Annotated in this window: 23 protein-coding genes and 1 pseudogene; 15 read left to right on the top strand and 9 right to left on the bottom strand. The window is 71.5% G+C overall.

Annotated features, from left to right (window positions below; translation table 11 throughout):
- Positions 1-216 precede the first annotated feature (216 nt).
- Positions 217-981: a class I SAM-dependent methyltransferase gene (locus tag ACFVDM_RS30825; protein WP_383648040.1), complete on the bottom strand. Its 765-nt coding sequence runs from the start codon at positions 979-981 to the stop codon at positions 217-219.
- A gap of 170 nt (positions 982-1151) precedes the next feature.
- Between ACFVDM_RS30825 and ACFVDM_RS30830 the strand changes: the two genes are divergently transcribed.
- Both ACFVDM_RS30830 and ACFVDM_RS30835 read left to right on the top strand, forming a co-directional pair.
- Complete coding sequence (locus tag ACFVDM_RS30830; RefSeq protein WP_383648042.1) at positions 1152-1544, top strand: helix-turn-helix domain-containing protein; 393 nt, start codon at positions 1152-1154, stop codon at positions 1542-1544.
- Between the two features lie 104 nt (positions 1545-1648).
- Positions 1649-2062: a VOC family protein gene (locus ACFVDM_RS30835; RefSeq protein WP_383648045.1), complete on the top strand. Its 414-nt coding sequence runs from the start codon at positions 1649-1651 to the stop codon at positions 2060-2062.
- Between the two features lie 119 nt (positions 2063-2181).
- On the opposite strand, the gene ACFVDM_RS30840 is transcribed toward ACFVDM_RS30835, so the two are convergent.
- Positions 2182-2964: a DUF4232 domain-containing protein gene (locus ACFVDM_RS30840; RefSeq protein WP_383648049.1), complete on the bottom strand. Its 783-nt coding sequence runs from the start codon at positions 2962-2964 to the stop codon at positions 2182-2184.
- 218 nt (positions 2965-3182) lie between these two features.
- Here ACFVDM_RS30840 and ACFVDM_RS30845 point away from each other — a divergent pair, with 218 nt between their 5' ends.
- Positions 3183-4457: a hypothetical protein gene (locus tag ACFVDM_RS30845; RefSeq protein ID WP_383648051.1), complete on the top strand. Its 1275-nt coding sequence runs from the start codon at positions 3183-3185 to the stop codon at positions 4455-4457.
- A 190-nt stretch (positions 4458-4647) separates the two neighbouring features.
- Here ACFVDM_RS30845 and ACFVDM_RS30850 read toward each other — a convergent pair whose 3' ends face one another.
- Positions 4648-5859: a low temperature requirement protein A gene (locus ACFVDM_RS30850; RefSeq protein ID WP_383648054.1), complete on the bottom strand. Its 1212-nt coding sequence runs from the start codon at positions 5857-5859 to the stop codon at positions 4648-4650.
- Between the two features lie 520 nt (positions 5860-6379).
- Here ACFVDM_RS30850 and ACFVDM_RS30855 point away from each other — a divergent pair.
- The 8 genes from ACFVDM_RS30855 to ACFVDM_RS30890 all read left to right on the top strand — a co-directional run bounded on the left by ACFVDM_RS30855 (position 6380) and on the right by ACFVDM_RS30890 (position 16859).
- Positions 6380-8167 carry a hypothetical protein gene (locus ACFVDM_RS30855; protein WP_383648058.1) on the top strand — a complete coding sequence of 596 codons (1788 nt, stop codon included), beginning with the start codon at positions 6380-6382 and terminating at the stop codon, positions 8165-8167.
- A gap of 166 nt (positions 8168-8333) precedes the next feature.
- Positions 8334-8765 carry a hypothetical protein gene (locus ACFVDM_RS30860; protein WP_383648060.1) on the top strand — a complete coding sequence of 144 codons (432 nt, stop codon included), beginning with the start codon at positions 8334-8336 and terminating at the stop codon, positions 8763-8765.
- 67 nt (positions 8766-8832) lie between these two features.
- Positions 8833-10641, top strand: coding sequence for an alpha/beta hydrolase (locus ACFVDM_RS30865; protein ID WP_383648062.1), 1809 nt, complete (start codon positions 8833-8835; stop codon positions 10639-10641).
- Positions 10642-10742: 101 nt separating this feature from the next.
- Positions 10743-11240 carry a hypothetical protein gene (locus tag ACFVDM_RS30870; protein WP_383648436.1) on the top strand — a complete coding sequence of 166 codons (498 nt, stop codon included), beginning with the start codon at positions 10743-10745 and terminating at the stop codon, positions 11238-11240.
- 270 nt (positions 11241-11510) lie between these two features.
- Positions 11511-13997: an alpha/beta hydrolase gene (locus tag ACFVDM_RS30875; RefSeq protein ID WP_383648064.1), complete on the top strand. Its 2487-nt coding sequence runs from the start codon at positions 11511-11513 to the stop codon at positions 13995-13997.
- Complete coding sequence (locus ACFVDM_RS30880; protein WP_383648066.1) at positions 13994-14617, top strand: hypothetical protein; 624 nt, start codon at positions 13994-13996, stop codon at positions 14615-14617. The genes ACFVDM_RS30875 and ACFVDM_RS30880 overlap by 4 nt, the downstream gene beginning before the upstream one ends.
- A 231-nt stretch (positions 14618-14848) precedes the next feature.
- A complete protein-coding gene (locus ACFVDM_RS30885; protein WP_383648068.1) occupies positions 14849-15856 on the top strand; it encodes an NlpC/P60 family protein in 1008 nt (335 codons plus the stop codon).
- A gap of 268 nt (positions 15857-16124) precedes the next feature.
- A complete protein-coding gene (locus ACFVDM_RS30890; RefSeq protein WP_383648070.1) occupies positions 16125-16859 on the top strand; it encodes a phosphatase PAP2 family protein in 735 nt (244 codons plus the stop codon).
- Between the two features lie 31 nt (positions 16860-16890).
- Here ACFVDM_RS30890 and ACFVDM_RS30895 read toward each other — a convergent pair whose 3' ends face one another.
- Positions 16891-18495 carry an FAD-binding oxidoreductase gene (locus ACFVDM_RS30895; RefSeq protein ID WP_383648072.1) on the bottom strand — a complete coding sequence of 535 codons (1605 nt, stop codon included), beginning with the start codon at positions 18493-18495 and terminating at the stop codon, positions 16891-16893.
- A gap of 47 nt (positions 18496-18542) precedes the next feature.
- Positions 18543-18719, bottom strand: a complete 177-nt coding sequence (locus tag ACFVDM_RS30900) for a hypothetical protein (protein ID WP_383648074.1) — start codon at positions 18717-18719, stop codon at positions 18543-18545.
- 130 nt (positions 18720-18849) lie between these two features.
- Here ACFVDM_RS30900 and ACFVDM_RS30905 point away from each other — a divergent pair.
- A pseudogene (locus tag ACFVDM_RS30905) lies at positions 18850-19725 on the top strand (hypothetical protein); the annotation flags it as partial.
- 292 nt (positions 19726-20017) lie between these two features.
- Positions 20018-20248, top strand: coding sequence for a hypothetical protein (locus ACFVDM_RS30910; RefSeq protein WP_383648076.1), 231 nt, complete (start codon positions 20018-20020; stop codon positions 20246-20248).
- A gap of 42 nt (positions 20249-20290) precedes the next feature.
- On the opposite strand, the gene ACFVDM_RS30915 is transcribed toward ACFVDM_RS30910, so the two are convergent.
- Complete coding sequence (locus ACFVDM_RS30915; RefSeq protein ID WP_383648078.1) at positions 20291-20659, bottom strand: metal-sensitive transcriptional regulator; 369 nt, start codon at positions 20657-20659, stop codon at positions 20291-20293.
- Between the two features lie 201 nt (positions 20660-20860).
- Between ACFVDM_RS30915 and ACFVDM_RS30920 the strand changes: the two genes are divergently transcribed.
- A complete protein-coding gene (locus ACFVDM_RS30920; RefSeq protein WP_383648080.1) occupies positions 20861-21481 on the top strand; it encodes a DUF47 domain-containing protein in 621 nt (206 codons plus the stop codon).
- Between the two features lie 5 nt (positions 21482-21486).
- Entirely contained in the window at positions 21487-22485 is a 999-nt protein-coding gene (locus tag ACFVDM_RS30925) for an anion permease (RefSeq protein ID WP_383648082.1), read from the top strand.
- Positions 22486-22656: 171 nt separating this feature from the next.
- On the opposite strand, the gene pstB is transcribed toward ACFVDM_RS30925, so the two are convergent.
- The 3 genes from pstB to pstC are packed head-to-tail and all read right to left on the bottom strand — an operon-like array spanning position 22657 to position 25528.
- A complete protein-coding gene (gene pstB, locus ACFVDM_RS30930) occupies positions 22657-23433 on the bottom strand; it encodes a phosphate ABC transporter ATP-binding protein PstB (protein ID WP_383648084.1) in 777 nt (258 codons plus the stop codon).
- A 23-nt stretch (positions 23434-23456) separates the two neighbouring features.
- Positions 23457-24539 carry a phosphate ABC transporter permease PstA gene (gene pstA, locus ACFVDM_RS30935; protein WP_383648086.1) on the bottom strand — a complete coding sequence of 361 codons (1083 nt, stop codon included), beginning with the start codon at positions 24537-24539 and terminating at the stop codon, positions 23457-23459.
- Positions 24536-25528, bottom strand: coding sequence for a phosphate ABC transporter permease subunit PstC (gene pstC / locus ACFVDM_RS30940; protein WP_383648088.1), 993 nt, complete (start codon positions 25526-25528; stop codon positions 24536-24538). The genes pstA and pstC overlap by 4 nt, the downstream gene beginning before the upstream one ends.
- Between the last annotated feature and the right edge of the window lie 12 nt (positions 25529-25540).

Here is a 25540-nt window from a genome sequence, read left to right on the forward strand (position 1 = left end):
CGACGCCATGCACGCACTCTCGCCCCACCGGCCCCAGACCCCAGTACATCCAGTACAGGGGACTGGGGCCGGCACGCCGAGAGCACGCACCTGACCCCGCCCGGCCCGCCCTCCGGGCGGACGACGGGAATGGTCAGACAGGCCCTGGTAACCGGCAGGTCCCTTCTCCGTCCCGGGCCGCCGAGGCCCCGGACGGAGTGGGCCGTCGGCCTCCGGCTATGGCTCCCGGCGCCGGGCCACGGCCAGACTGACCACGTACCGCTCCTCGACCGTCCCGTCCGGGAAGACCTCGCCCAGGGCGGCGCGTTCCTCGGCCAAGAAGGCTTCGGTGGCCTCCGCGCCGAGGACGAGGAAGTCCGAGTAGCTGGCCAGGTTGGCGAGATGGGTGCGGAGGGGGACGCTCCGGGCCCACTCCACCTGGCGGTGGACGAAGCAGGGCGAGGCCGGCAGCCGGCGGAACCGGGCCAGGGGGTCGTGCGGACGGTCCTCGGCGCCGAAGAGGCGGCGCAACCGGGCGTCCTGGGCGGCGATCCAGGGGACCGAGGCGTCCGAGTCGTTCCACCAGAGGGCGAGCGCGCCGCCGGGGCGCAGGACGCGCAGGGCCTCGGGGACGGATCTGTCCGGGTCGGTCCAGTGCCAGGCCTGGGCGTAGGTGATGAGGTCGACGGAGGCGGAGGCCAGGGGCAGCCGGTCGCCGTCCCCGAGCACCAGCGGGACGCCGGGCAGGTCCAGCCGGAACTGCGCGGCCATGCCCGGCCCCGGCTCCACCGCGACGACGTGTGCGCCGCGTGCCCGGAGGAGCCGGGTCCCGAGCCCGGTGCCCGCGCCGATGTCGGCGACCCGGGCGCCGGCCAGGGGGAAGCCGGTGATCTCCTCGATCGCGTCGAGCAGTCCGGCCGGGTAGGAGGGGCGGTTCGCGGCGTAGTCGGCGGCGGCGTGGTCGAAGGAGAGGGCCTGTGCGGAACTGCTCGTACGCGTCATACGGTCATCCTGCCCCGCTCGCCCCCGTCCGCGGAGCCCGCGCCGGGAACGCCCGCGTCCCGTCCGTCCCGGGCGCCGGGGCATGATCAGGGCATGACCAAGGGGCGACCGGCCGGCCGACGGGCGGGACGGTCGGCGCGCCGGGTCGGGAGCAGGGGGAGAACGCCGCCATGAGCCGTGCCACCGAGGAGTCCAACCGGCGGATGCTGCGGGCCAGGGACGCCATGGACCGCGCGTACGCGGAACCGCTGGACGTTCCGGCGCTGGCGCGGCTCGCCCATGTCTCCGAGGCGCACTTCTCGCGGACCTTCCGCGCCACGTTCGGGGAGACACCGCACCGCTACCTCCAGCGGCGCCGCGTCGAACGCGCGATGTTCCTGCTGCGCGAGACCGACCGCAGCGTCACGGACATCTGCTTCGAGGTCGGTTTCGGCAGCACGGGTACGTTCAGCCGCACGTTCAGTGCCGTCGTCGGCCGGTCGCCCCGGGCATACCGCCGGGAGGCGGTGGCCGCGGGCGTCCCCACCTGCTTCACGATGGCGTGGACCCGGCCCAGCGGCTGAACGGCCGACCCGGTCACGGTCACGGCTGCCGGGGCCGGGCGGTGCCGCCGGGACTGAGCAGTTTCGGATAAGTTTTCGCGCCGCCGGCTCCCTAGCCTGGACGCATGTTCACCGCCATCACGCACTCGCAGATGTACGTACTCGACCAGGACGAGGCCCTCGACTTCTACGTCGGCAAGCTCGGTCTGGAGATCGCCGCCGATGTCGACCTGGGTTTCATGCGCTGGCTCGCGGTCAGCGTTCCGGGACACCCCGAGCGCCAGCTCCTCCTGGAGCGGCCGGGTGCGCCGGCGATGTCCGAGGAGACGGCGGCGCAGGTCCGCGACCTGATCACGAAGGGGGCGATGGGCGGCTGGCTCATCCTCACCACGGACGACTGCCGCAAGACCTACGAGACGCTGCTCGCCCAGGGCGTCGAGTTCACCGAGGAGCCCACCGAACGCCCCTACGGCATCGACTGCGGCCTGCGCGACCCGTTCGGCAACCGCCTGCGCTTCACGCAGCCGAAGACCGCCTGACCCGGAATCGGCTGTGTGAAGCCGGCCCCTGACGCCGGAACCCCCTGCCGGACCGCGCGCATGCGGTCCGGCAGGGGGTTCCGGCGTGCCCGGGGTTCCGGGCGCGGTCCGGCGGGCGGTCAGGGCTTGGTGTTGGCCGACTCCATGGAGGACACGGCGTCCGCGATCGAGGTCTGGTAGAGGCCCAGCTTCGCGGTGCCGACCTTCGCGCCCGGGGGAAGCGGGTAGCCCTCCTGCTCGGCGTTGGACATGTTGTCGCCGTCGGGGAGCACGCTCATCTCGTCCGGCCAGGTCAGGCCGTTGCCGCCGCCCGGGTTGAAGTCGAGGACGGCGATGGCGGACGTCCCCGGCTTGACCGGGTACGCCGGCGCGCCCCCGAGCCCGCCCGGGACGAGCGGGATGATGTCACCGCTGTGGTCCGTGGCGTTCTGGGCGCCGATGCTGACGCGCGGGTAGTAGCTCAGACCGCAGGAGTTCGAGCCGGTGTTGTTGACCTCGATGACCTGCTGGGTGGGCGAACCCTCCCGGGGGTAGACCCGTACCGACAGGTCGCCCTTCTGGCAGGGGTGCTTGTACGCGTAGTCGTCGCTGGTGTTCCCGCCGCCGGAGGTACCGGTCTTCGTGGCGCCGCCCTTCGACGTGCCCGAACCCGAGCCGGATCCCGACGCGGAGCCGGTACTGCCGGATCCGTCCGTCTTCGCGGTGTCGCCGCCGCTCTTCGCGGCGTCCGAGGCCTGGCCGCTGTCCTTCGACGTGGTCGTGGCCTCGGCGGAGGACGCCGGGCCGGCCGACTTCGTGCCGCTGCCGTCGTCGCCGCCGCAGGCGGTGAGGGCGAGAGCGAGAACGGCGGTGACGGCGGCACCAAGGGTGGCGGTGCGCTTGCGGGTGCGGATCGTACGCATGAGGAATCCCCGGTTTGTGTGGCGGTCGAGTGTGACGGTGCGGTCGCGGCCCGGACTCAGCGGCGAACCGTTCCCCCGCCTGGCCTGCTGACCTCTGAAGCTTCCCGCCCCCCGCTCATGTTCGGCTAACGCCTCCCTGACGTCCCGCTGATGTCCGTCCGGAGCGTCGTGGCCCGCCGGTCGGGCACGCTGGGAAGGGACGGGCGCATGCACCGAACGTGGCTGTGCGCTACGTCACCCGTGACTTCTGCGGTCTGATCACCGTTAGATGTGATGTGCCCAAGCCTGCCGTCTCGGTCGAGACCCCCTCGTTGACCGCTCCGGAACCCGCGCCCGTGCCCTTCCTTCTGACGCCACGGCAGGGGGACGCGGCGCGCGCACTGCTGTCGTACGTGGCGGCGATGCCGCTGGCCTCGGCCGATGCGCAGTTGCTGGCCGTCGTGGTGGGGATCCGGGCGGCGCGGACCGGGGTGGGCAATCTGACCGGGACGGATCTGCGGTCGCTGCGGCTGGACGATCCGGCGGGGGCCGTCGCGGAGGTGGAGGCGGCCGGCTGGCAGGTGCCCGACGCGCTGCTCCACGGGGAGCCGGACAAGCCCGCCGGGATCGTGGTTCCGGACATGGCACCGGGGCCGGACCATGTGATGCCCCTGGGCAAGGGCACCCGGTCCAAGGTCTCGGGATGGGCCATGCGGGCGCGGATGGCCAAGCCGGTGAAGAAGACCTCGTCGGCGGCGCGGCTGGCCGCCCTGTTCCTGGCCGCGCACAGCACGGACGAGCTGGTGGGGGAGGCGCCCGCCGACTTCCCCGCCGTCTGTTACGGGGCGGTGCCGGTGCTCCTGGAGAAGGGGTTCCTCGCCGAGATCACCGGGAGTACGTACCGGCTGGGGGACAGCGTCCGGCATCTCGCCGGGCGCTTCCGCACCCCCGAGGAGGCCGCCGCCCTGGAGGCCGCCGAGGCCGGGCGGCGGGAGGCGAAGCAGGCGGCGGCAGCCGCCGCGCTCGTGGAGGTCACCCCCGCGCAGTGGGCCGCCTGGAAGGCGGACCTCAGCCCCGCGCTGCTGCGCCATGTGGAGACCGTCGAGCGGTGCGCGCTCTGCCAGTGCACGTTCCCCCGGGTGACCAAGGCCTTCATGTCCGAGCCCACCCCCGTGCCCGCGCCCCGGCCCGAGGACGGCGCGCTTGAGGCATGGCACCTCCGGTATCCCGACGCCGGCCGGGAGGCCGCCGAGTTCACCGTCGCCTTCCGGGCCGAGCACGGGCACGGCCCGTCGTACGGACAGCTGTGGAAGGGCCTCGGCTGGAAGAAGCTCTCCCGGGCGCTGCGTGGTCTCGTCATCAGCGGGATCATCGCCGACGGCTGGCTCACCGACACCGCCCCCGTGCCGTGGACCCTGCGCCCGGGGAAGGCCGCCCAGGCCCGGGGGATCACCCTGCCGGGCCAGGCGACCGCCGGGCGGGGCGCGGCGAAGGGCGCGGGTCCGGCGCGGTGAGGCCGTGGCGGCCGGCTGTCCGTACGGGCGGCATCGGCGGGCCGGCTGTGTTGCCCGTACCGGCTGACCACCGGCTGATCGGCTGTGTTGCCCGGATCGGCTGACCACCGGCTGACCGGCTGTGTTGCCCGGATCGGCTGACCGGCAGACCGGCTGTGCTGCCCGCACCGGCTGACCGGCCGCGTCGTGGCTAGTCGGCGGGGTGCGGTGCGGGCGGCGCCCCGTCCCGTGCGGCCGCGCGGGAGGCCGGCACCAGTTTCGCCGCGATGAGCAGAGCCGTCACCAGGCCCGTCAGGAGGACCGGGGACGGGGTGAAGGTCATGGCCAGGACCGCGGCGGCGGCGAGCGGCTGGAACAGGGTGATCCCGGCCCACAGCTCGGGGCCGCGGTGGTGGAGCAGCCAGACGAGCGTGATGAAGACGGCCACCGGGACCGTGTAGACGGCCGCCGCCGCGTGTTCCGACAGATGCCCGTGGCCGCCCGTGTGCGCGACGTTCAGCGCGAGGCCCGCACCGACGGCCGCCGCCGAGGCGAAGACGGCGTAGTGCCCGTACCCCCACATCAGCGCCGCGCGCAGCGAGTCCAGACGTACGGGGGTGCGCGGGGCGAAGTACAGCCACCACAGGGCGAAGACCGTGAGGATCCCGCCGACGACGAGCGGCGCCAGCTCGCCGATGCCCGCCTCGCCGTCGAGCGCGGCCCGTACCGCGCCGGTCGCCGCCGTGATGGACTCGCCGAGCACGATCAGGGTGAACAGTCCGTACCGCTCCACGATGTGGTGCGGGTGCCAGGTGGTGGCGATCCTGCGCTCGGCCCAGGCGGGGACGGCGAGTTCGGCCACGACCAGGATCGCGAACGTCACGCCGCCCACGTTCTCGGGCAGCGTGAGCCGCACCACCCAGCCGATCTGCACCACGAAGATCCCGGCCGCGTACCGCAGACAGCAGCCCCGCCGCTCCCGATCGGCCCGCGCGGCCCGCAGCCACTGCGTGACCATCGCCAGCCGCATGATCACGTAACCCCAGGTGATGACCGTGAAGTCCTCGTGCCGCAGCGCCTCCGGCGCGCCCGCCGCCAGGACCAGCGCGCCGGTGATCTGTACCAGTGTCAGCAGCCGGTACGGGACGTCGTCGGTGTCGTAGGCGGAGGCGAACCAGGTGAAGTTCATCCACGCCCACCAGATGGCGAAGAACACCATCGCGTAGCCGAGGACCCCGTGGCCGACGCGTCCCGCGGCCAGTTCCTCCTCGAACGCCGAGGCCGCCTGGGCCACGGCCGTGACGAAGCAGAGGTCGAAGAACAGTTCCAGCATGGTCGCCGTGCGGTGCTCCTCGTCGGCGAGGCGGGCGACCATGGGGCGGTGCCAGGCGTCGGCGCGGGGCGCGGGGGGTGAATGGCTCATGAGGAGGCATTCTTCCCGCTGTTCCCGCCGGAGAGCGGGCGCGGCGTCGCCGCCTCGCGGGCGGGACCGCCGTCCCACCGCGCTGGGGAGGGGACCGGTACGGCAGCGGGGGAAACGGGTGGCGAGGGAAACGGGTGGCGAGGGAAACGGGTGGCGAGGGAAACGGGTGGCGAGGGAATCGAGTGGCCAGGAAATCGAGTGGCCAGGGAAACGGGTGGCGAGAGGGCCGGGGCGCTGCCACACTCTGCGGCATGACTCAGGGAATCGAGAACACCCCCGCCCGTTGAGCGCCCCGGACGAGCGCGGAGCGCTCACTCCCCGGCCCTCGTTGTACGCCACGGCCCTCCGCGTCCGGCAAGCGGCACCGGAAGGGCCTTGGTCCGCGTGGTACTCCGCGCCTCCCGCACCGCCTGCACCGCCTGCATCTCCTGCCCGGGACGCCGGTCGTGATCGTGGTCGTGGTCGGGGCCCTGGTCGCGGGAAGGCTCCCCGTCGCACGTGGGCCGAGACCCGCGAGCTGGTGACCGGACTGCTGGTGCCCCTCCTCACGGACCCGGATCCCGCCCGCGCCGCGCGCGAACTGCACCGCGGACTGGCGGCCCTCGACCCGCCCGTGCGGCCGCGGCGCATTCCCCAGCTCCTCCGGCAGCTCCCGCCGCCCGCCGGTGCTCAGTACACGGATCGCGTAAGGGAGTTCGCGCGGCAGCTGGTCCGTACGGCGGAGCTGCCCACGGCCGTCTGCGTGGGCGTCGTACTCCTCGCCCGGTTCGGTACGGCACAGGACGTGCCGGTCCTCCGGACCCTCGGGCTCCTGCGCGATCTCGTCCCGCCCGTGGTGTCCGCCCTCGACGCCCTTGACCGCCGGACCGCCGCTGTCGTCCGGCTCGGGGACACGGACGGGGTGACCGGACTCCGCGCGCTGGCCGCGGTGGTGGAGCACACGGACAGCGGTTCCGGCGCGGACGTGGACGCGGGCGCGGACGCCGTACGGGAATGCCTGCTCGCCCTGCCGCGGATCGCGGGTTCGGAAACGGCCCGGAGGATCGCGGAGGCGGCGGGCCCGGCCGTGGGCTGGGACGCGGACCCGGATCCGGATCCGGATCCGGATCCGGAACCGGACGTGGACCGTGCGGGCCCGGTCGGCGGGGGCATCGGTCCGCCGGTCCGTCGCCCCCAGCGCGGGGCCGACCCGGAACTGACGGCGCTGCTCGGTGTGTTGCTGTTCCGGATGACGAGCCGGCGCGGTGACCGGGCGGAGATCCTGTCCTACCCGGCGGCCCCGTACGCGTACGGGGTGTTCGCCCGCGACGCCGGCCGGCTCCCGCCCACCCTGGACCACTACGCGCTGGTGCTCTCGGCGGCCGACGAACTGCGCAGTGGTTCCGGCCCCTTGTACCCGTGGCGGCCGGGCGCCCGGGAGGCGGTGCTCGCGGAACTGGAATCGATTCTGGACCGCGCTGCCTGGCGGGCGCTTCTCGACGGTTCCGGCCCCGGAGGCGAAGGGTCTGGGGGAGGTGTCGGGGGAGGCGCCGGGGAGGACGAGGGCATCGAGTGGCGGCGCAGGATCGAATGGGCGCGGCGGTCCCGGCTGTCGCGGCGGTCGCGGGAAGGGCGGGTTCGCGGGGAGGACGGTGCGGGGGCGCGGTTGCGGATCGAGGTCGTCGAGCGCGATCCGGCCGATCCTGACGTCATCGAGGCCCGCATCCTGGTCGACGGACGGCCGGTGGTGCCGGAGTACTTCGGCCGGGGGCCGGCCAACGCGCCCGAGTACCTGCTGGACCGGGGCCTGCTGCGGGCCACCGCCGAGCCGCGCGAGGTGCGGCTCGCGGAGGCCTACTGCAGCGAGGGCTGCTGCGGCGCCCTGTACGTCACGATCCGGCGGGACGGAGACCAGGTGCGCTGGTACGGGTGGCGGTGCCCGGCTCCGCCCCCGTCCCCGTTGCACACCCGCGAACTGCCCGAACTCCGCTTCGACGCCGCCGCGTACGACGCCGAGGTCGCCCGCGCGGAGCGTGACGACTCCTGGACCTGGCCCGCCCGGCGCACCGCCCGCCTGGTCGTCGCCGCGCTCCGCGACCGGCCGGAACCGCTGGAACGGTGGGGCGTCCGGCTGTCCTGGGCGGGCACCCGCTTCGGGAACCCGGAGGTGACCGCCCTCTCCCTCCTCTACGACCGGGGTGACGGCTACGACGGGCAGTACCTGTGGCTCGTTCCGGACGACGGGGCCCCGCCCGAGGAACGTGCGGCCGCCGTACTGGAACGCCTGGCGACGGAGGACCCGCGGACGTACGGCGCCGACGGGGGGTGACGGACCCGCCGGTCCACCGTTCGGGTGATCCCCGGAGTGGTGCGGCCGGACGCAGAGGCCCGGACGAGCGGGGGAATCCGCGCACGTCCGGGCCTTCGCGCGTCCGTGGCGCGGCGTGTCGGGGCCGCCGTGTTTGGGACAGTCCGCTCCACGATCAAGGAGCGGGGTGAGTGGTGTGACCGTGGTGGGGCAGCCCGTCGGGCGGCAGCGTCTGAGCGATCTGGCCGGCGGTACGGGGCCGGGGGCCGGCGGCGACGAACTGAGGCACAGCGACGGTCCGTGGCTCCGCGCCTCCGGCGGCACCGAGGCGATGAACGCCCACCTCGGCCCCGTACGCACCGAACTGGCCACCGCCCACGAGGGCCTCTCCACCGGCACCGCCGGTCTGAGCGCCCTCGCCGAACTGGGCGCCGTCCGCGAGTCCTGGCAACGCCGCTTCGACGCCGCCCGCCACGAATGCGCCTCCCTCTCCGCCGCCCTCCGCACCGTCGCCCGCGCCCAGGGCGAGACCAACGAGTCCGTGAAGGCCTCCTTCGCCCCGGTGACGGGACGGGACGCGGGTCGGGGCACCGGCGGCTTCGAGGGGCTGACGCGGTGAGGGGCGGGGGTCGTGTGATCCGGGCGGGGCGTGTGATCGGGGTGGGGCGTGTGATCGGGGTGGGGCGATGACCGTTGTGGGGACGCGGTTGACCTGGGCGCAGTTACGGGACCTGAAGTGCGACGAGTTGGAGGGCGCGGCCGACGGCTGGGGCCGGGCCAGCAACCGGGCCGACGCCGGCCGCGACCGCATCGAGCGGCAGTTGCTGAACGGTCTTCGCGAGACCCAGCACGGCGCGGCGGCGGAGGCGGCCGTACGGCGGATGCGGCAGCTGGGCCGGAACCTGAGCTACGTGTATACGGAGTGCGGCCTGGTCCGTACCGCCCTGAACAGCCTCGCCTTCGAGATGCGGGCCCAGCAGCGGGTGCTGCGGGACGCGTTGGACGAGGCCGCGGCGCTGAGGTTCACGGTGCACGCGGATGGTTCCGTCACGTATCCGGAGGCCGGGGAGGGCCTGATCGACGGCAAGCCGCTGGCCGGTGGCACGGTGTCGGCCGGGCCCGCGCCGGGGCTGCTCCCGCCGTCCGGACTCGTCGCGCCGAACCCCCACGCGGCCCGTGCGCGGGACATCGCGGACCGGGTGGCGGCGGCCGTGCGTACCGCCGGTGAGATCGACTGGCGGTTCGCCGGGATCCTCCGGAAGCTCCGGGCCGAGGAGGGGCTCAAGGTCCCCGACCGCACGTGGACCGACGCCGCGTCCGACGCCGCCTCCGTCCGCGCCGCCGCCCGCGGCTACCTCAGGTCCGCCATCCCCTACGACGCGACCCCCGCCGCCCGGCGCACCTGGTGGGCCCACCTCACCGACGAACAGCGCGAGGAGTACCTCGCCGTCTTCCCCGACCAGATCGGCAACCTCGACGGCATCCCCGCCCTCGTCCGCGACACCGCGAACCGGGACAACCTCCAACTCCTCATCGGAAAGCTGGAGGGCGAGCACGGAGAACGGGCGGAGACCCGGCTGGCGGGGCTGCGCGAGATCGACCGGCAGTTGCGGGCGGGCCACCGTCCCGGTGAGCCTCCGATGTATCTCCTGGGTATCGGAGATGAGGGGAACGGCAGGGCCATTGTCGCGTATGGAAACCCTGATACCGCGCGCAACGTTGCCGCCTATGTTCCGGGTTTGAATACCTCGCTCGACAAGGGCTTCGCTGAAGGCGATCTCAAGAGAGCCAGAGACACCGCTATCGGTGCCCGATACTACGATTCTTCGTCTGCTGCGATTGTCTGGTTGGGTTACGACGCCCCGCAAACGCCTGACGGATTGAACAGTTTCGACGTAATGGGAGATGAGCGGGCAGAAAAGGGTGGGGAGTCGTTCAACGCGTTCATGGGCGGCCTTGCCGCGACGAACGAGAATTCGGACCCTCACATGACGGCGATCGGGCACTCGTACGGGTCGCGGACCGTGGGTGCGGCCACTCAGCAGAGTGGGGGAATCCCAGGAGTGGATGACATCGTTCTCGTTGGGAGCCCTGGAGTTGGGGTGGATCGCGCGGAAGATCTCGGCGTAGGAAGCGATCACGTGTTTGTTGGTGCAGCCGAGAACGATGTCGTAACCAAGCTTCCGTCGAAGCGGCAGAGCGCTGCTGGAGCCATGGGCTGGGCCGTTGCCGGCCCAGTGGGGGCAGGCATCGTCGGCGCCGCGGCGGATGAAGGCGACGACGAACTCTGGTTTGGGAGGGATCCCGCCAGTCGAGCGTTTGGTGCGCGGCGCTTCCAAGTCGACGACGGACCCGAACTAGTGAGTTCCCATGGGCTGTCGACTGATGCTCACTCCCGTTACTTCGATCCGAATCGAGATGCGGTTTCGGCAAACAATATTGCACTTGTTGCGGCTGGGCGTCCCGAGAAGGTCAAGGCTGAGGAGTATCGATGAATCCGTCCCCGAGGTGGATTGTTCACGTCGTGGTTCTGTGCGCTTTTCTGAGTTCGTGTGCGATTGGTGATGGAGGTCGGGTCGTGAATCGACGGGAAGACATGGATATGCAACAGGCGGCAGAGCGTGCGGACGGACTCCTGGATGAGGTTCTGGCTGAAATTCGACCAGAGGTGCAATGGGTGCATGGGCCTACAACGACGGGGTCGTGCGATGTGACGCGCAGACGAACCGTTATGACCATTGTGTCCGCGCAGCGACGAGGGAGCTTGCTCGGGATCGTCGACAGGTTCTGGAGCAAGGGAAGCTATCGAATCAAGGCGATCAACGATGACGTCGATGTTCCTGCGGTCTTCGCACAGACAAAGGACGGCTTCGGCGTAAGCCTGATTGTTGGAGGTGAAGGCCAGGTCTTCTTCGAGGTCGACACTCCGTGTGTGCGGGAGTCCGAGGTGGCAGACCCAGTGGCTGAGCCGAGCGGGCCGAGTTACGCGGGGTCGGAAGTGATCCCCCGCCCCAACATCCACTCCGACTTCTGGTCCGCCAACACCCCACCCCCCGCCCCCAATGACCGCATTAGCCCGGTCAAGGGCGATTAGGGAGTCCCCGCCGGCGGGATATTGAGTCTCGTATTGGGCCCTGGGGCCCATGCCGAAACCGGTGGTGCTGTGGTCGCATACGGATACCGGGGGGAACCGTCGCTGCGCCCGCTCACAAAGCTGGGGAGACTCTTCGTGTCTGGCATAGGAGAAGTAGCGTTACCCGATGGTGCTGCCCTAGGCACCCCCGAAGTACGGCCGGGCAGACAGGCGCTGGCGCGCCCGCTGCTCATCGCTCTGATTCTTGTCCGTCTACTGTTCGTCGTCACGGTGATCGGCGCGTTGAACGCGCTGCTCGTGGCGGCTTCCGCCGACGCCGTCACGGGTCGGATTCTCGGCATGGTGCTGTACGCCATGCTGCCCGGCATCGCCGGGTTCGTTCTGTCGTTACGCGTACGGACCGGTGGGGTCCGGATCTGGTACGGGCTGCTGGGCGTGCACGCCTGGCTGCTGCTGGGAGCGGTCGCCACGCTCGGGCAGCCGGACAGCGGGCGGGGCTTCACGCAGCTCGTGCTGCCCGTCGTCGTCCTCGTCCTGCTCACGCGCCCGCACGCGCGCGCGTGGTTCCGGCTGGCTCCCGAACACCGCATCCCGGCCCAGCCGTTCAACTTCCCGCGGATGATGCGCTGGCGCCTCGACACCGGGCAGTCCGCGCTGGAGTACGTCGGGCTGATCCTGATCGTCGCGGCCCTCATCGCCGGTCTCGTCACCACGGGGGTCGGCGGGCAGATGGCCGGACGGTTCCGTACCGCCGTCTGTGAGGTCACCGGCGGCGGCTGCTCGTCCTCGCCCACCGTCGTCGCCGACGGCAGCAAGGGCGGGAACAAGGGCGCCAACGGTGACATCACCGGTGAAGCCGGGGCCGGTGAAGGGTACGAAGGCGCGACCGTCACCGGTGGCTCGGACGGCGGAGGCTCCAACGGCGGAGGCTCCGACACCGGAGGTTCCGACGGCGGGGGCTCGGACACCGCCGGTGCCGCCGGTTCCGCTGGTACCGAGGGTGCCGCCGGCACCGAGGGTGCCGATTCCCAGGGCATCGGATCCAAGAGTTCCGAGTCCGGCCCCGGCTCCGGTTCCAGCGGCGCGGGCGAAGGCACCGGTGCCGCCGGATCCACCACCGTCGGCGGGGCCTCCGGAGAGACCGCCACCGGCGGCAGCGCCGGAGCGACCTCGGGCACGGACACGTCCGGCACCGGCTCGTCCGGCACGACCTCCTCCGGAGCCGGAAACACCTCCCCCGACAACAACGCCCCCGCCGGTTCTTCTTCAGGAGTCGACGCGGGTAGACCGTCCACCACCGGCACTTCCGCGCAGGCCGCTTCCGCGCAGGCCGCTTCCCGGTCCGGGGGGAACTTCCTCACCGGGCTCGTGGGGGACGACGGGCTGCTCGGGGACGTGACGGGGGCCGCCGACGCGATCGCGCACCCGGTGGACACCGCGCGGGACGTCGTCCGGCAGTACGCGCAGGTCGCGAAGAAGGGCGGCGACAAGTGGGGGCAGGGGCAGTACGTGGCCGCTGCCTGGGACGTGGCGAAGGGGCCCGGGGGCCTCGGTGGTGCGGTGGCCGGGCTTCCGGGGTCGGGGCCGCGGGTCGAGGCCGCGGTGCGGGACTCGGAGCGGCAGTACCTCAACGGGCGCATTCCGACGGGGTCCAGCGCCGCCGGGCGCAAGGCCTGGTGGAACGGGCTCTCGCAGCAGGAGCGTGACCGCTACCTGGAGCTGTCGCCGGACCGGATCGGCAATCTGGACGGCATCCCGGTGGCCGACCGGGACGCCGCCAACCGGCGCCAGTTGCCCGACCTGATCAGCAAACTGGAGGGGCAGACCGACAAGCAGTCCAAGGAGAAGCTGGCCGGACTCCGTGAGATCGACCGGCAGCTGAAGGAGGGCAGCCAGCCCCCGATGTACCTCATCGGCATCAGCGACGAGGGCAACGGGAGGGCCGTCGTCGCGTACGGGAACCCGGACACCTCGCAGAACGTGTCGGCGTACGTACCGGGGCTGAACACCTCGCTCGACGAGGAGTTCGCGAAGAACGACCTCAAGCGGGCCAGGGACACCGCGATCGGCGCCCAGGGCTACGACCCGTCCAGCGCCGCCATCGTCTGGCTCGGCTACGACGCCCCGCAGACCCCGGACGGGCTGAAGAGCCTGGCCGTCGCGGGGACCGCACGGGCCGAGAAGGGCGGTGCCGCGTATGACGACTTCATGGCGGGCATCGCGGCCACCAACCAGAACAAGGACCCGCACATCACGGCGATCGGGCACTCCTACGGGTCCCGTACCGTCGGCGCCGCCACCCAGCGGCTCGGCGGGATCCCGGGGGTCGACGACATCATCCTCGTCGGCAGTCCGGGCGTCGGGGTCGACCAGGCGGTCGATCTCGGGGTCGGGGCCTCGCACGTCTTCGTCGGCGCGGCCGAGAACGACCCGGTCACCAAGCTGCCGTCGAAGACCCAGGCGATCGTCGGCGCGATCGGGGGGATCCTCGGCGGTCCGGCCGGAGCGTATCTGGCCGGGGACCTGGCGGATCCCGGCGACGACGACCTCTGGTTCGGCAAGGACCCGGCGAGCAAGGCCTTCGGGGCACGGCGCTTCCCCGTGGCTCCGGGGCAGCCGCTCATCAGCGGGAACGGGGTGAGCTTCGACGCCCACTCGAACTACTTCAACCCGGCCCGCGACGCCATGTCCGCCGACGCCATTGCTCTTATCGTGTCAGGACACGCCGACCGGCTGAAGATGGAGGAACAGCGATGAGCCGAAGGCTCCAGATCGTCGCGGTGGCTCTGCTCGCCGGCTTCTCGCTGTCCGCCTGCGGCAGCGAGAAGGCCCCGTCGGGCGCGGAGGCGGGGACCACCGTCTCGGACAGCCCCTCGGGCACCGGGAAGGACGCCGACAGAGGGGACAGGAAGACGTCCATGGACATGCAGGGGGCCGCCGAGCGGGCCGACGGCATGCTCGACACCGTCCTCGGGAAGATCGATCCGGAGGTGGAGTGGGCGCACGGGCCGACCACCAAGGGCAGCTGTGACGTCACCCGCAGACGGACCGTCATGACGATCGTCTCCGAGGACCGCCGGCAGGACTTCCTCGACCAGATCGAGGGGATCTGGCGGACCGCCGGCTACCGTATCAAGGCGAAGAACACCGATCCCGTCTTCCCCGCGGTCTACGCCGTGACCAAGGACGGGTTCGGAATCAGCGTCAGCATCCGCGCCCGGGGCCAGGCCTTCTTCGAGGCGGACACCCCGTGCGTGAAGGAGTCGACGGTCGCCGATTCCACGACACGGCCCAAGGGCAAGGACTACCGGGGGGTCTATCCGCTCCCCGCGCCCAACGTCCGTTCCGGGCACTGGTCCGGGGGCGGTTCGGCGTAACGGCCGTTGCCGCGCCGTCGCCGTGCCGCTGGTGTGAGCGCCGCCCGTTCCCCCTTCGTACGCGGGGGGAGCGGGCGGCGCGCGTGTGCGGGGGCGGCGGTGTCCCGCCGTGCCCGGTCGTGCCCGTCCGTGCCTCGTCGCGCCTCGCCGTGCACCCGCGTGCGCCGTGATGAGTCGTACACACCGTCGAAAGAGCTGATGAACCCGGCCCCGATGAGCGATGGTTGAGGGGTGCGGAAATACTGGATGGCTGGTGGGATCGGTGTCGGCGCCGCGCTGTGCTTCGTGGCGCTGCTCGTCGTCGGTACGTACTCCGCCGCCGCCGGGCTCGGGGGCGGCGGGGGCGGTGCGGTGGGGCTGGCCAAGGGGGCCGTGCCCGCCAAGTACCAGCCGCTGGTGCAGAAGTGGGGCAATCTCTGTCCCGCGATCAACCCGGCGCTCCTGGCCGCGCAGCTCTACCAGGAGAGCGGCTGGAACCCGCGCGCGCAGAGCCCGGCCGCCGCGCAGGGCATCGCGCAGTTCATCCCGGGCACCTGGGCCTCGCACGGGATCGACGGGGACAAGGACGGGGACCGCGACGTCTGGGACCCGGCCGACGCCATCCCGTCCGCCGCCTCGTACGACTGCGAACTCGCGGGGTACGTGAAGAAGGTCCCCGGCGACGCGACGGACAACATGCTCGCCGCCTACAACGCCGGTGCCTACCGGGTCATCCGGGCCGGCGGCGTCCCCGCGATCGCGGAGACGCAGAACTACGTCAAGATCATCCGTACGCTGGAGAAGAGCTTCGCCCGGCCCGTCGGGCGGGTGCAGCCCTCGCAGCAGGCGGCCGGAGCCATCTACTTCGCGCAGAAGAAGCTCGGGACGAAGTATCTGTGGGGCGGCAACGGGACGCCGGAGCAGGGCGGGCGGTTCGACTGCTCGGGGCTGACCCAGGCCGCGTACCGGACCGTGGGCATCGAGCTGCCCCGGGTGGCCAACGACCAGTACAACGCGGGACCGCACCCCTCGCGGGACGAACTGCTCCCCGGGGACCTGGTGTTCTTCTCCGACGACCTGAACAACTCGCGCGCCATCCATCACGTCGGCCTGTACGTCGGGGGCGGCTACATGATCAACGCCCCTTACACCGGTGCCGTCATCCGCTTCGACAAGATCGACACGCCCGATTACTTCGGTGCGACGAGGGTCACCAAGGACGGTGCGGCGGCGCTCCCGACCGCCCGTCCGGCGGCCTGACCCGCACGCGGCCATGGCCGGAACTCTCTGTGAACCCTGGGCCCTGAGCTGCGACGATGAGTCACTCTTCGATAACGTCATGGTGATCATTCGGTGGAGAGTGGAACGTACGCACGGGACCCGTCGTTCTCTGGGAGGACCGGGGCCACCGTCACTGACCGGGCGTCGCCCGCCACGTAATGAGTGATCGAACCGAACACGGGGGTTCGTCAACGCGGCACACAGGGCTGTGCGCCGCAGCAGCAGACAAGGCAAGGGGCCGCGGCAGATGGCTGGACTCGCACTGGATGGGTCGAACCCCGACGTCAGCCTGCTCTACGACATCAACGGGCTGGCCAAGTCCGCTCCCACCTGGTTCGACCGGGTCATGGAGTTCGTCGGTGAGTACGGGATCATGCTCGGCATGGTCCTGGTGGCTCTGTGGTGCTGGTGGAGCATGCGCCGGCGCGGCACCCTGGAGGATTCGGTGAGCGGCGTCGCCGGGATCGTCTGGGCCCCGCTCGCCGCCGGGATCGCGCTCCTGATCAACATCCCGATCCGTGAGTTCGTCGAACGTCCCCGCCCCTTCAAGGACCACTCCGGGCTGGACGTCCTCGTCGACGGGAAGAACGACTTCTCCTTCGTGAGCGATCACGCCACGATGGCGATGGCCCTCGGCGTCGGCCTCTTTGTCGCCCACCGGAAGTTCGGCATCGCCGCCATCGCGCTCGCCCTCCTCGAAGGCTTCTGCCGGATCTACATGGGCGTGCACTACCCCACCGACGTCATCGGCGGCTTCGCGCTCGGTACGGCCGTCGCCCTGCTCCTCGCCCCCCTCGCCATGATGCTGCTGACGCCCCTGATGGGCGCCGTCGCCCGCTCCGGCCGGATCGGCCCCCTGGTGCGCTCGCGCCGGCCGCTCGCCGTCGCGGTCCCCGGCGGCCGGGGCGAGGCCATGGGCATCCCCGAGCCGCGCCCCGGTTCGGGCGGCGGTTCGGAGGGCGAGAAGGGGCTCGCCGCCTGAGGGACGGGGTCCGCTGCTCCGGTCGCCCGTCTCAGACCCCCTGCGGATAGCTGAAGAAGCCCTCCGGGTCGTACGTCTTCTTCACCCCGGCCAGCCGGTCCGCCGCCGCGCCGTAGTAGGCCGTACGCCAGTCGGTCAGCGTCGGGTCCGTGTAGTTCTGGTAGGCCGCCCCGGACGCGTACCGGCGCATCGCGGCATGGGTGTCTTTCAGCCACTTCCGCTGAGCGGTGCCCGCGGTGTCGTGGCGCCAGGCCCCGATGTACTGGGCGAGCATCCGGGACCGCCGGTGGACGAACGCCGTGGCCTGCGGATCCACCCGGTTCACCGCCCCGCCCAGGGCGGTCAGCGCCACCGAGCCGCCGCCGCCCTCGTCGCCGCTGAGCCGGCTGAAGGCCTCCGTCCGGTCGAGCAGCGCCCGGACGCCCGCCGGAGGCAGTGAGCGGTCGAAGAAGTCCGAGGCCGCGGCGTAGGTCTCGCGCTGGAGCGAACCCTGCGGATCGCGGCCCGGGGTGGTGCCCGGCAGGTGGCACTGCGCGTCGGTGATGCCCGAGCAGCCCGCGTACACGAGCATCGCCTCCCGGTAGCCGCGGCGGCGCAGCGAGACCGAGGAGGCGGAGGCGCCGATGCGGTCGGCGAGGCGGTCCACCGCGTTCTGGAGGTCGCCGTAGGTGCCGAGGCTGAACGCGGAGACCGACACCGTGGGGTTCCCGCCGCCCGGACCGGCCGCGACATGGGCGGCCGACCAGATCTCGTCCGGCTGGTCCGGGCCCCACTCCTGCCAGGCCGTCAGCACGGCGTGGGCGCGCGACCAGGGCCAGGACATGTACGCGGAGACGGTCTGCGGGGCCGGGTGGGTGCGGAACCGGAGTTCGGTGACCACGCCGAAGTTGCCGTTGCCCGCGCCGCGCAGCGCCCAGAACAGCTCGGGGTGGTGCGTGGCGTCGGCGGTGAGCGTCCTGCCGTCGGCGGTGACGAGGGTGGCGGCGGTGAGGCTGTCGCAGGTCAGGCCGTACGCCCGGGAGGCGACGCCGTGGCCGCCGCCGAGGGTCAGCCCGGAGACGGCGACCGTGGGGCAGGAGCCGCCGGGGATCGTCACCCCGTGGGCACCGAGGCCCTGGTAGACGTCGAGGAGCCGGGCGCCCGCACCGATCGTGCCGTCGGGGGAGACCTTGGAGAGCGACGAGACGTCGACCACCAGCCGTCCGGTCCCGCTGGACCAGCCCGCGTAGGAGTGACCGCCGCTGCGGATCGACACGGGTACGGCGGCGCGGCGGGCGAAGGCCAGGCACTCGCGGATGTCCGCCTCGTGCCGGACGTACGCGACGGCGGCCGGTTTCTGTCCGTCGAAGCGGGTGTTGTAGAGCAGCCGCGCCGTCGGATAGGCCGCGTCGTCCGGGCGGACGAGCGAACCGTCCAGGCTCCGGGACAGCGCGGACCAGTCGGCCGGGCGGGCGGACGGCGAGGCGGGGACGGACGTCCGGGAGGGGGCCGGAACGCTCGCGGTCGCGGTCCCGGCCGGGGTGGAGCCGCCCGCCGGAGGTCCGGAGCCCGCGCCGTCGCACGCCGTGGCGGTGGCACCGGTGAGCACGGCCGCGGCGCCCGCGGTCAGGACGGTGCGCCGGTTGGGCAGGGGCATGGGACCTCCGGGGTGGGGGCGGGAGGAGCGGAGCGGGAGGGGACGCGTCAGGCCGTGGAGGTGCGGTGTTCCTCCGCGTCCGTGCGGGCGCGGTCGCGGGAGCGGCGGGCCGGGCCCGCCCAGCCGCAGCTGCACCGGGCCGTGCAGAACGAGCCGCGTTCGACGGTGGTGGCTTCGTGGACGGGGCGGGCCGGCGGGACCTCTGCGGTGTGTTGGTCGTACACGCGACCACGGTACTGGGCCGGCCCGTCCGGCGGTGAGGGGTGTGCGGGCGGCGTTACGGGGCGGAGCGGCCGTCGTTATCCGGACGGGTGGGGCAACGGGCAGGCGGTCGGCGTTGGGGGTTGGCAGGCGATGGTGGTGCAGCGGCACAGGACCGGAGGCGGGGTGCGCGCGGTGTGCGCCCTCGCCGTGACGGGTGTGATGGCCGGGGTCTCCGGGTGCGGGACGGGCGCCGGTTCCGGCCGCGCCGCGGCCGACGACCGGGCCGGGGCCGAGGCCGCCGCCGTGGTGCGGCGGGCCGCCGACGTCCTCGTGGGGACGGGGGCCGCGCCGGGCGGCGGGGCGGCGGCCGGGAGCGCCGAGGTGGTCACCTCGATGGAGACGGCGGCCGGCGGCACCCGGGTCACGATCAGGGGCAAGGGGGCGTACGACTTCCGTGCCCGGTCCGGGCGGCTCAAGGTCGTGCTGCCGCCGGACGCGGCGGGCGAGGACGAGCACCGGCCGATCACCGAACTGCTGGCCCCCGGCGCGCTGTACATGATGAACCGGGGCGCGGGCGTGCCCCCCGGCAAATGGGTGCGGATCGACACGACGACGCTGGCCGACGGCAATCTGGTCACGGGCGGGGTGACCGATCCGCTGGCCGCCGCCGAACTGCTGCGCGGGGTGCGCGCGGTGACGTATGTGGGGGAGACCGATCTGGCCGGGGTGACCGTGCGGCACTACCGCGGCACCACCGACATCGGCCGGGCGGCGAGCCGGGCCTCGGCCGGCTCGCGGGGAGCGCTGGCGGCCGCGGCGAAAGGGTTCAGCACGGACACGGTGGCCTTCGACGCGTATCTCGACGCGGAGGGCCGGCTGCGCAAGGTGCGCCACCGCTTCTCCTTCGCCAACGAGGACCCGGCCAAGGACGTCGTCTCCACCACGCTCCTGTACGGGTTCGGGGTGGCGGTCTCCGTGTCCCTGCCGGCCGAGCGGGACATCTACACCGGGGCGATCGACCAGGGCGGGGAGGCCGGGGCACCGGAATCCGCCGGGTCCGGTACGGCCGACAGGGCCGATACGGCCGCCGGGTCCGACAGGACGGGTACGACCGACGGGGCCGCCGGGTCCGACAGGGCCGATACGACCGGCAGGGCCGCCGGGACCGAAAGGCCCTAGCCACCTCGCGGGCGCGAAATGGTCCGTCCGTGCCATGCGCGGTGTGTGGCGCGCTCCCTACCCTTGGTCGTGACCCCTGGTCGTGTCCGCAGAGTCTTCCCGGTCCCCGTGCCGGTGACGGCAGTGAGAGGTGAGTGACGTGGTGGCGCTCAGCGCACGGTCCGTGTCGGACCATGTGGCCCTCGCCGAGATCGACCTGTGCGGGGAGCTCATGATCGCGGCGGCCGCGGCGATCGGGGAGCGGCTCAGCGCGGACCGCATCGACGAGGTGCTCGATGTGAAGGCGGTCACCGAGCACACCACCACCGGCCGGCAGGGCGGTCACCCGGACGACGGCGCCGCCCTCGGGCACCCGGAGCACCGCGGCTGACGGCGCCGCCCCCGGCGGAGCGCGGCGCCGGGCCCCTCCCGGTCAGGTGCGCAGCAGCCGGGCGATCGCCTTCGTGGCCTCCTCGACCTTGGCGTCGACCTCCGCGCCGCCCTTCACTGCGGCGTCGGCCACGCAGTGGCGCAGGTGCTCCTCCAGCAGCTGGAGCGCGAAGGACTGGAGCGCCTTGGTGGACGCCGAGACCTGGGTCAGTATGTCGATGCAGTAGACGTCCTCGTCGACCATCCGCTGGAGGCCGCGGATCTGGCCCTCGATGCGGCGCAGCCGCTTGAGGTGCTCGGCCTTCTGGTGGTGGTAGCCGTGTATGCCCCGGTCGTGGTCGGTGACGAGTGTCTCGGCGGCGGCCGCCGGCTCCGGCGTCCGTCCGGCCTCGGCGGCCTCGGTCGTGGTCATTGCTGCCTCCCGTTTTCCCTTTTACGCTGCCGTCTGCATACCCCTGGTGGGTATATCTTAGCGAATTCAGCTGAAACGTGACCGGGGCCCCGTGCTGATCAGCCTGCCTGATGCGCGACACTGAAGAATGCCGGTTAGCCGTGGCCGGATGATGCGCCTAGCATCAGCCTGACCGAATCCAAAGCACCCCGAGGACCCCACGTGCGCTTTCGTCTGACCCCCAGGGAGACGAGCTTCTACGACATGTTCTCCGCGTCCGCGGACAACATCGTCACGGGCTCGAAACTCCTGATGGAACTGCTCGGGGCGGATCCAGCCTCCCGGGCCGAGATCGCGGAGCGCATGCGGGCAGCGGAGCACGCGGGGGACGATGCCACCCACGCGATCTTCCACCAGCTGAACTCCTCATTCATTACGCCGTTCGACCGTGAGGACATTTACAACCTCGCGTCGTCGCTCGACGACATCATGGACTTCATGGAGGAGGCCGTCGACCTGGTCGTCCTCTACCAGATCGAGAAACTCCCCAAGGGCGTCGAGCAGCAGATCGAGGTCCTGGCCCGCGCGGCCGAGCTGACCGCCGAGGCCATGCCGGGTCTGCGCACGATGGACAACCTCACGGAGTACTGGATCGAGGTCAACCGTCTGGAGAACCAGGCCGACCAGATCCACCGCAAGCTGCTCGCCCACCTCTTCAACGGCAAGTACGACGCCATAGAGGTGCTGAAGCTGAAGCAGATCGTGGATGTCCTGGAAGAGGCTGCGGACGCGTTCGAGCACGTCGCGAACACGGTGGAGACCATCGCGGTCAAGGAGTCCTGAACCACGTGGACACCTTTGTACTGGTCGTGACCATCGGCGTCGCGCTCGGCTTCACGTACACGAACGGCTTCCACGACTCGGCGAACGCCATCGCCACGTCGGTGTCCACCCGGGCGCTGACCCCGAGGGCGGCGCTGGCGATGGCGGCGGTGATGAACCTCGCGGGCGCGTTCCTCGGCAGCGGGGTCGCCAAGACCGTCAGCGAGGGGCTGATCGCCACGCCCGAGGGCGACAAGGGGATGGGCATCCTCTTCGCCGCGCTGGTCGGCGCCGTCATCTGGAACCTCGTCACCTGGTACTTCGGGCTGCCGTCCTCGTCCTCGCACGCCCTGTTCGGCGGCATGGTCGGCGCGGCGCTCGCGGGCGGCACGCTGGTCCACTGGGACGGGGTGCTCGACAAGGTCGTCATCCCGATGTTCGTCTCGCCGGTGATCGGCCTGGTGGTCGGCTATCTGGTGATGGTCGCCATCATGTGGATGTTCCGGAAGGCCAATCCGCACAAGGCCAAGCGCGGTTTCCGCATCGCGCAGACCGTGTCGGCGGCCGGCATGGCGCTGGGGCACGGTCTCCAGGACGCCCAGAAGACCATGGGCATCGTGGTGATGGCCCTGGTCATCGCCGATGTGGAGTCCCCGAGCGACCCGATCCCGGTCTGGGTGAAGCTCGTCTGCGCGCTGATGCTGTCGCTCGGCACCTACGCGGGCGGCTGGCGCATCATGCGTACGCTCGGCCGGAAGATCATCGAGCTGGACCCGCCGCAGGGCTTCGCCGCCGAGACGACGGGCGCCTCGATCATGTTCGGTTCGGCGTTCCTCTTCCACGCGCCGATCTCGACGACGCACGTCATCACCTCCGCGATCATGGGTGTGGGGGCCACCAAGCGGGTCAACGCGGTGCGGTGGGGCGTCGCGAAGAACATCATCCTCGGCTGGTTCATCACGATGCCGGCCGCCGCCCTGGTCGCCGCGGCGAGCTACTGGGTCGTCGCCCTGGTCTTCGGCTGACGCCGAGGCTCACGTACGCACGGGTCACGTACGTACGGATCACGTACCTACGGCTCACGTACCTACAGCTCACGTACCTACGGGTCCGCCCCGCACTCCTCAGGGAGTGCGGGGCGGACCCTTTCGCCTTGTGGTGGCACCGCCATGCAGCACCCCAAGGCCGTCTGGGGATCAGCCGAAGCGGCCCGAGATGTAGTCCTCGGTGGCCTGGACCGACGGGTTGGAGAAGATGCGCTCGGTCTCGTCGATCTCGATGAGCTTGCCGGGCATGCCGACCGAGGCGAGGTTGAAGAACGCGGTGCGGTCCGAGACCCGGGCCGCCTGCTGCATGTTGTGCGTCACGATGACGATCGTGAAGCGCTCCTTCAGCTCACCGATCAGGTCCTCGATGGCGAGGGTGGAGATCGGGTCGAGCGCGGAGCACGGTTCGTCCATCAGCAGGACGTCGGGCTCGACCGCGATGGCGCGGGCGATGCAGAGCCGCTGCTGCTGACCGCCGGAGAGACCGGAGCCGGGCTTGTTCAGCCGGTCCTTGACCTCGTTCCAGAGGTTCGCGCCGCGCAGCGACTTCTCGACGATGTCGCCCAGCCGGCTCTTGCGGTAGTTGCCGTTCAGCCGCAGACCCGCCGCGACGTTGTCGAAGATCGACATGGTCGGGAAGGGGTTGGGGCGCTGGAAGACCATGCCGACCGTGCGGCGCACGGTGACCGGGTCGACGCCGGCGCCGTACAGGTTCTCGTCGTCCAGCAGCACCTTGCCCTCGACGCGGCCGCCGGGGGTGACCTCGTGCATGCGGTTGAGGGTGCGCAGGAAGGTGGACTTGCCGCAGCCGGAGGGGCCGATGAAGGCGGTCACCGAGCGGGGCTCGACGGTCATCGAGATGTCGTCGATCGCCTTGTGGTTGCCGTAGTAGGCCGAGAGGCCGCTGACATCGATGCGCTTGGCCATCTGAATCACTGCTTTCCGTGGCCTCAGCGGCCGGTCTTCGGGGCCTTCCAGCGGGCGATGCCGCGGGCCACCAGATTGAGGATCATGACGAAGGCGATCAGGACCAGGGCCGCCGCCCAGGCGCGGTCGTAGGACGCGGTCTCACCGATCTTGTACTGCTCGTAGATGTAGAACGGCAGTGACGACTGGGCGCCTTCGAAGGGGTTCGTGTTGATCAGCTGACTGCCGAAGACCAGCAGGATGATCGGGGCGGTCTCACCGGCGATACGGGCGATGGCGAGCATGACGCCGGTGGCGATGCCGCCGATCGCGGTCGGCAGGACCACCTTGAGGATGGTGCGCCACTTCGGGACACCGAGGGCGAGGGAGGCCTCGCGGAGCTCGTTCGGGACGAGCTTGAGCATCTCCTCGGTGGAGCGGACCACGACCGGGATCATCAGGATCGACAGGGCCAGCGAGCCCATCAGGCCGCTCGGCTCCAGACCCGCGATCAGCATGATCGAGAGGATGAAGAGGCCGGCCACGATGGACGGGATGCCGGTCATCACGTCGACGAAGAAGGTGACGGACCGGGCCAGCGCGCCCTTGCCGTACTCCACCAGGTACACCGCGGTCAGCAGTCCGATCGGGGCGGAGATCACGGTGGCGATGCCGACCTGCTCCAGGGTGCCGATCAGCGCGTGGTAGACACCGCCGCTGGCCTCGGGCCCGAGGACGCCGGCCATCGAGTGGGTCAGGAAGTAGCCGTCCAGGCGTTCGGAGCCGCGGCTGATCGTCGTCCACAGCAGGGAGGCCAGCGGGACGACGGCGAGCAGGAAGCAGACCCAGACCAGGCTGGTCGCCAGGCGGTCCTTGGCCTGCCGGCGGTTCTCGACGACGCTGGTGGTGACGTACGAGATCACCAGGAAGAACAGCGCGGAGAGCAGGCCCCACTGGACGCGGCTGTGCCAGCCCGCCACCACGGCGAGGCCGACGCCGAGGACGATGCCCGCGGCGGCGAAGCCGAGCGGTGCCAGGCGGGGGAGCGTGCGGCTGCTGAGGCTGCCCGCGGGGGCGGTGGGTGCGGGCGTCGGACGTTCCTGGACGCTCGTGGGTGCGTGGCTCATGCGTTGGCCCCCGAATACTCCTTGCGGCGGGCGATGATGAGCCGCGCCGCGCCGTTGACCAGCAGGGTGAGGACGAAGAGGACCAGGCCGGAGGCGATCAGGGCGTCCCGCCCGAACGCGTCGGCCTCGCCGAACTTCGCGGCGATGTTCTGGGCGAACGTGCCGCCGCCCGGGTTGAGCACATGCAGCGAGATCAGGAAGTTCGGCGACAGGACCGTGGCGACGGCCATCGTCTCGCCGAGCGCGCGGCCGAGTCCCAGCATCGAGGCGGAGATCACGCCGGAGCGGCCGAAGGGCAGCACGGAGAGGCGGATGACCTCCCAGCGGGTGGCGCCGAGCGCCAGCGCGGCCTCCTCGTTCATGCGCGGGACCTGGAGGAAGACCTCGCGGCTGACGCTCGTCACGATCGGCAGGATCATGATGGCCAGCAGGATGCCCACGGTGAACAGCGAACGGGCGACGCCGACCTCGGTCTTCTCGAAGACGTACGTCCACCCGAAGAACTGGCCGAGCCAGAGGTTCAGGCCCTCCAGATACGGCACGAGGACGAGTGCGCCCCAGATGCCGTAGACGATGCTGGGCACCGCGGCGAGCAGATCGATGACGTACGCGATCGGGCCGGCCAGCTTGCGCGGCGCGTAGTGCGAGATGAACAGGGCGATGCCGACCGCGACCGGGACCGCGATGGCCATCGCGATGACCGAGCTGATCACGGTGCCGAAGAGCAGGACCGCGATGCCGAAGACGGGCGGGTCACCGGCCGGGTTCCAGTCGAACGTTGTGAGGAAGTTGCCCTCGTCCCCGGATATCGCGATCGCCGCGCGGTACGTGAGGAAGGCGGCGATCGACGCCATGATCACGAGCAGCAGGATGCCGGAGCCCCGGGAGAGGCCCAGGAAGATCGTGTCCCCGAGCCGGCCGGTGTTCCCGGGGCGGGAGTGTCCGCCCGGCCGGGCCGGTGGGATGTCTGTCTGTGTGGTGGAAGCCATGGTCTTTCCGGT

Origin of the sequence: Streptomyces sp. NPDC057682 (assembly GCF_042799575.1) — a bacterium.
Classification (GTDB): Bacteria; Actinomycetota; Actinomycetes; order Streptomycetales; family Streptomycetaceae; genus Streptomyces.

Coding starts and splice junctions, on each gene's coding strand:
- ACFVDM_RS30825 (WP_383648040.1), bottom strand. CDS start 981: ATGACGCGTACGAGCAGTTCCGCACAGGCCCTCTCCTTCGACCACGCC.
- ACFVDM_RS30830 (WP_383648042.1), top strand. CDS start 1,152: ATGAGCCGTGCCACCGAGGAGTCCAACCGGCGGATGCTGCGGGCCAGG.
- ACFVDM_RS30835 (WP_383648045.1), top strand. CDS start 1,649: ATGTTCACCGCCATCACGCACTCGCAGATGTACGTACTCGACCAGGAC.
- ACFVDM_RS30840 (WP_383648049.1), bottom strand. CDS start 2,964: ATGCGTACGATCCGCACCCGCAAGCGCACCGCCACCCTTGGTGCCGCC.
- ACFVDM_RS30850 (WP_383648054.1), bottom strand. CDS start 5,859: ATGAGCCATTCACCCCCCGCGCCCCGCGCCGACGCCTGGCACCGCCCC.
- ACFVDM_RS30865 (WP_383648062.1), top strand. CDS start 8,833: ATGACCGTTGTGGGGACGCGGTTGACCTGGGCGCAGTTACGGGACCTG.
- ACFVDM_RS30870 (WP_383648436.1), top strand. CDS start 10,743: ATGGATATGCAACAGGCGGCAGAGCGTGCGGACGGACTCCTGGATGAG.
- ACFVDM_RS30880 (WP_383648066.1), top strand. CDS start 13,994: ATGAGCCGAAGGCTCCAGATCGTCGCGGTGGCTCTGCTCGCCGGCTTC.
- ACFVDM_RS30890 (WP_383648070.1), top strand. CDS start 16,125: ATGGCTGGACTCGCACTGGATGGGTCGAACCCCGACGTCAGCCTGCTC.
- ACFVDM_RS30895 (WP_383648072.1), bottom strand. CDS start 18,495: ATGCCCCTGCCCAACCGGCGCACCGTCCTGACCGCGGGCGCCGCGGCC.
- ACFVDM_RS30915 (WP_383648078.1), bottom strand. CDS start 20,659: ATGACCACGACCGAGGCCGCCGAGGCCGGACGGACGCCGGAGCCGGCG.
- pstB (WP_383648084.1), bottom strand. CDS start 23,433: ATGGCCAAGCGCATCGATGTCAGCGGCCTCTCGGCCTACTACGGCAAC.
- pstA (WP_383648086.1), bottom strand. CDS start 24,539: ATGAGCCACGCACCCACGAGCGTCCAGGAACGTCCGACGCCCGCACCC.
- pstC (WP_383648088.1), bottom strand. CDS start 25,528: ATGGCTTCCACCACACAGACAGACATCCCACCGGCCCGGCCGGGCGGA.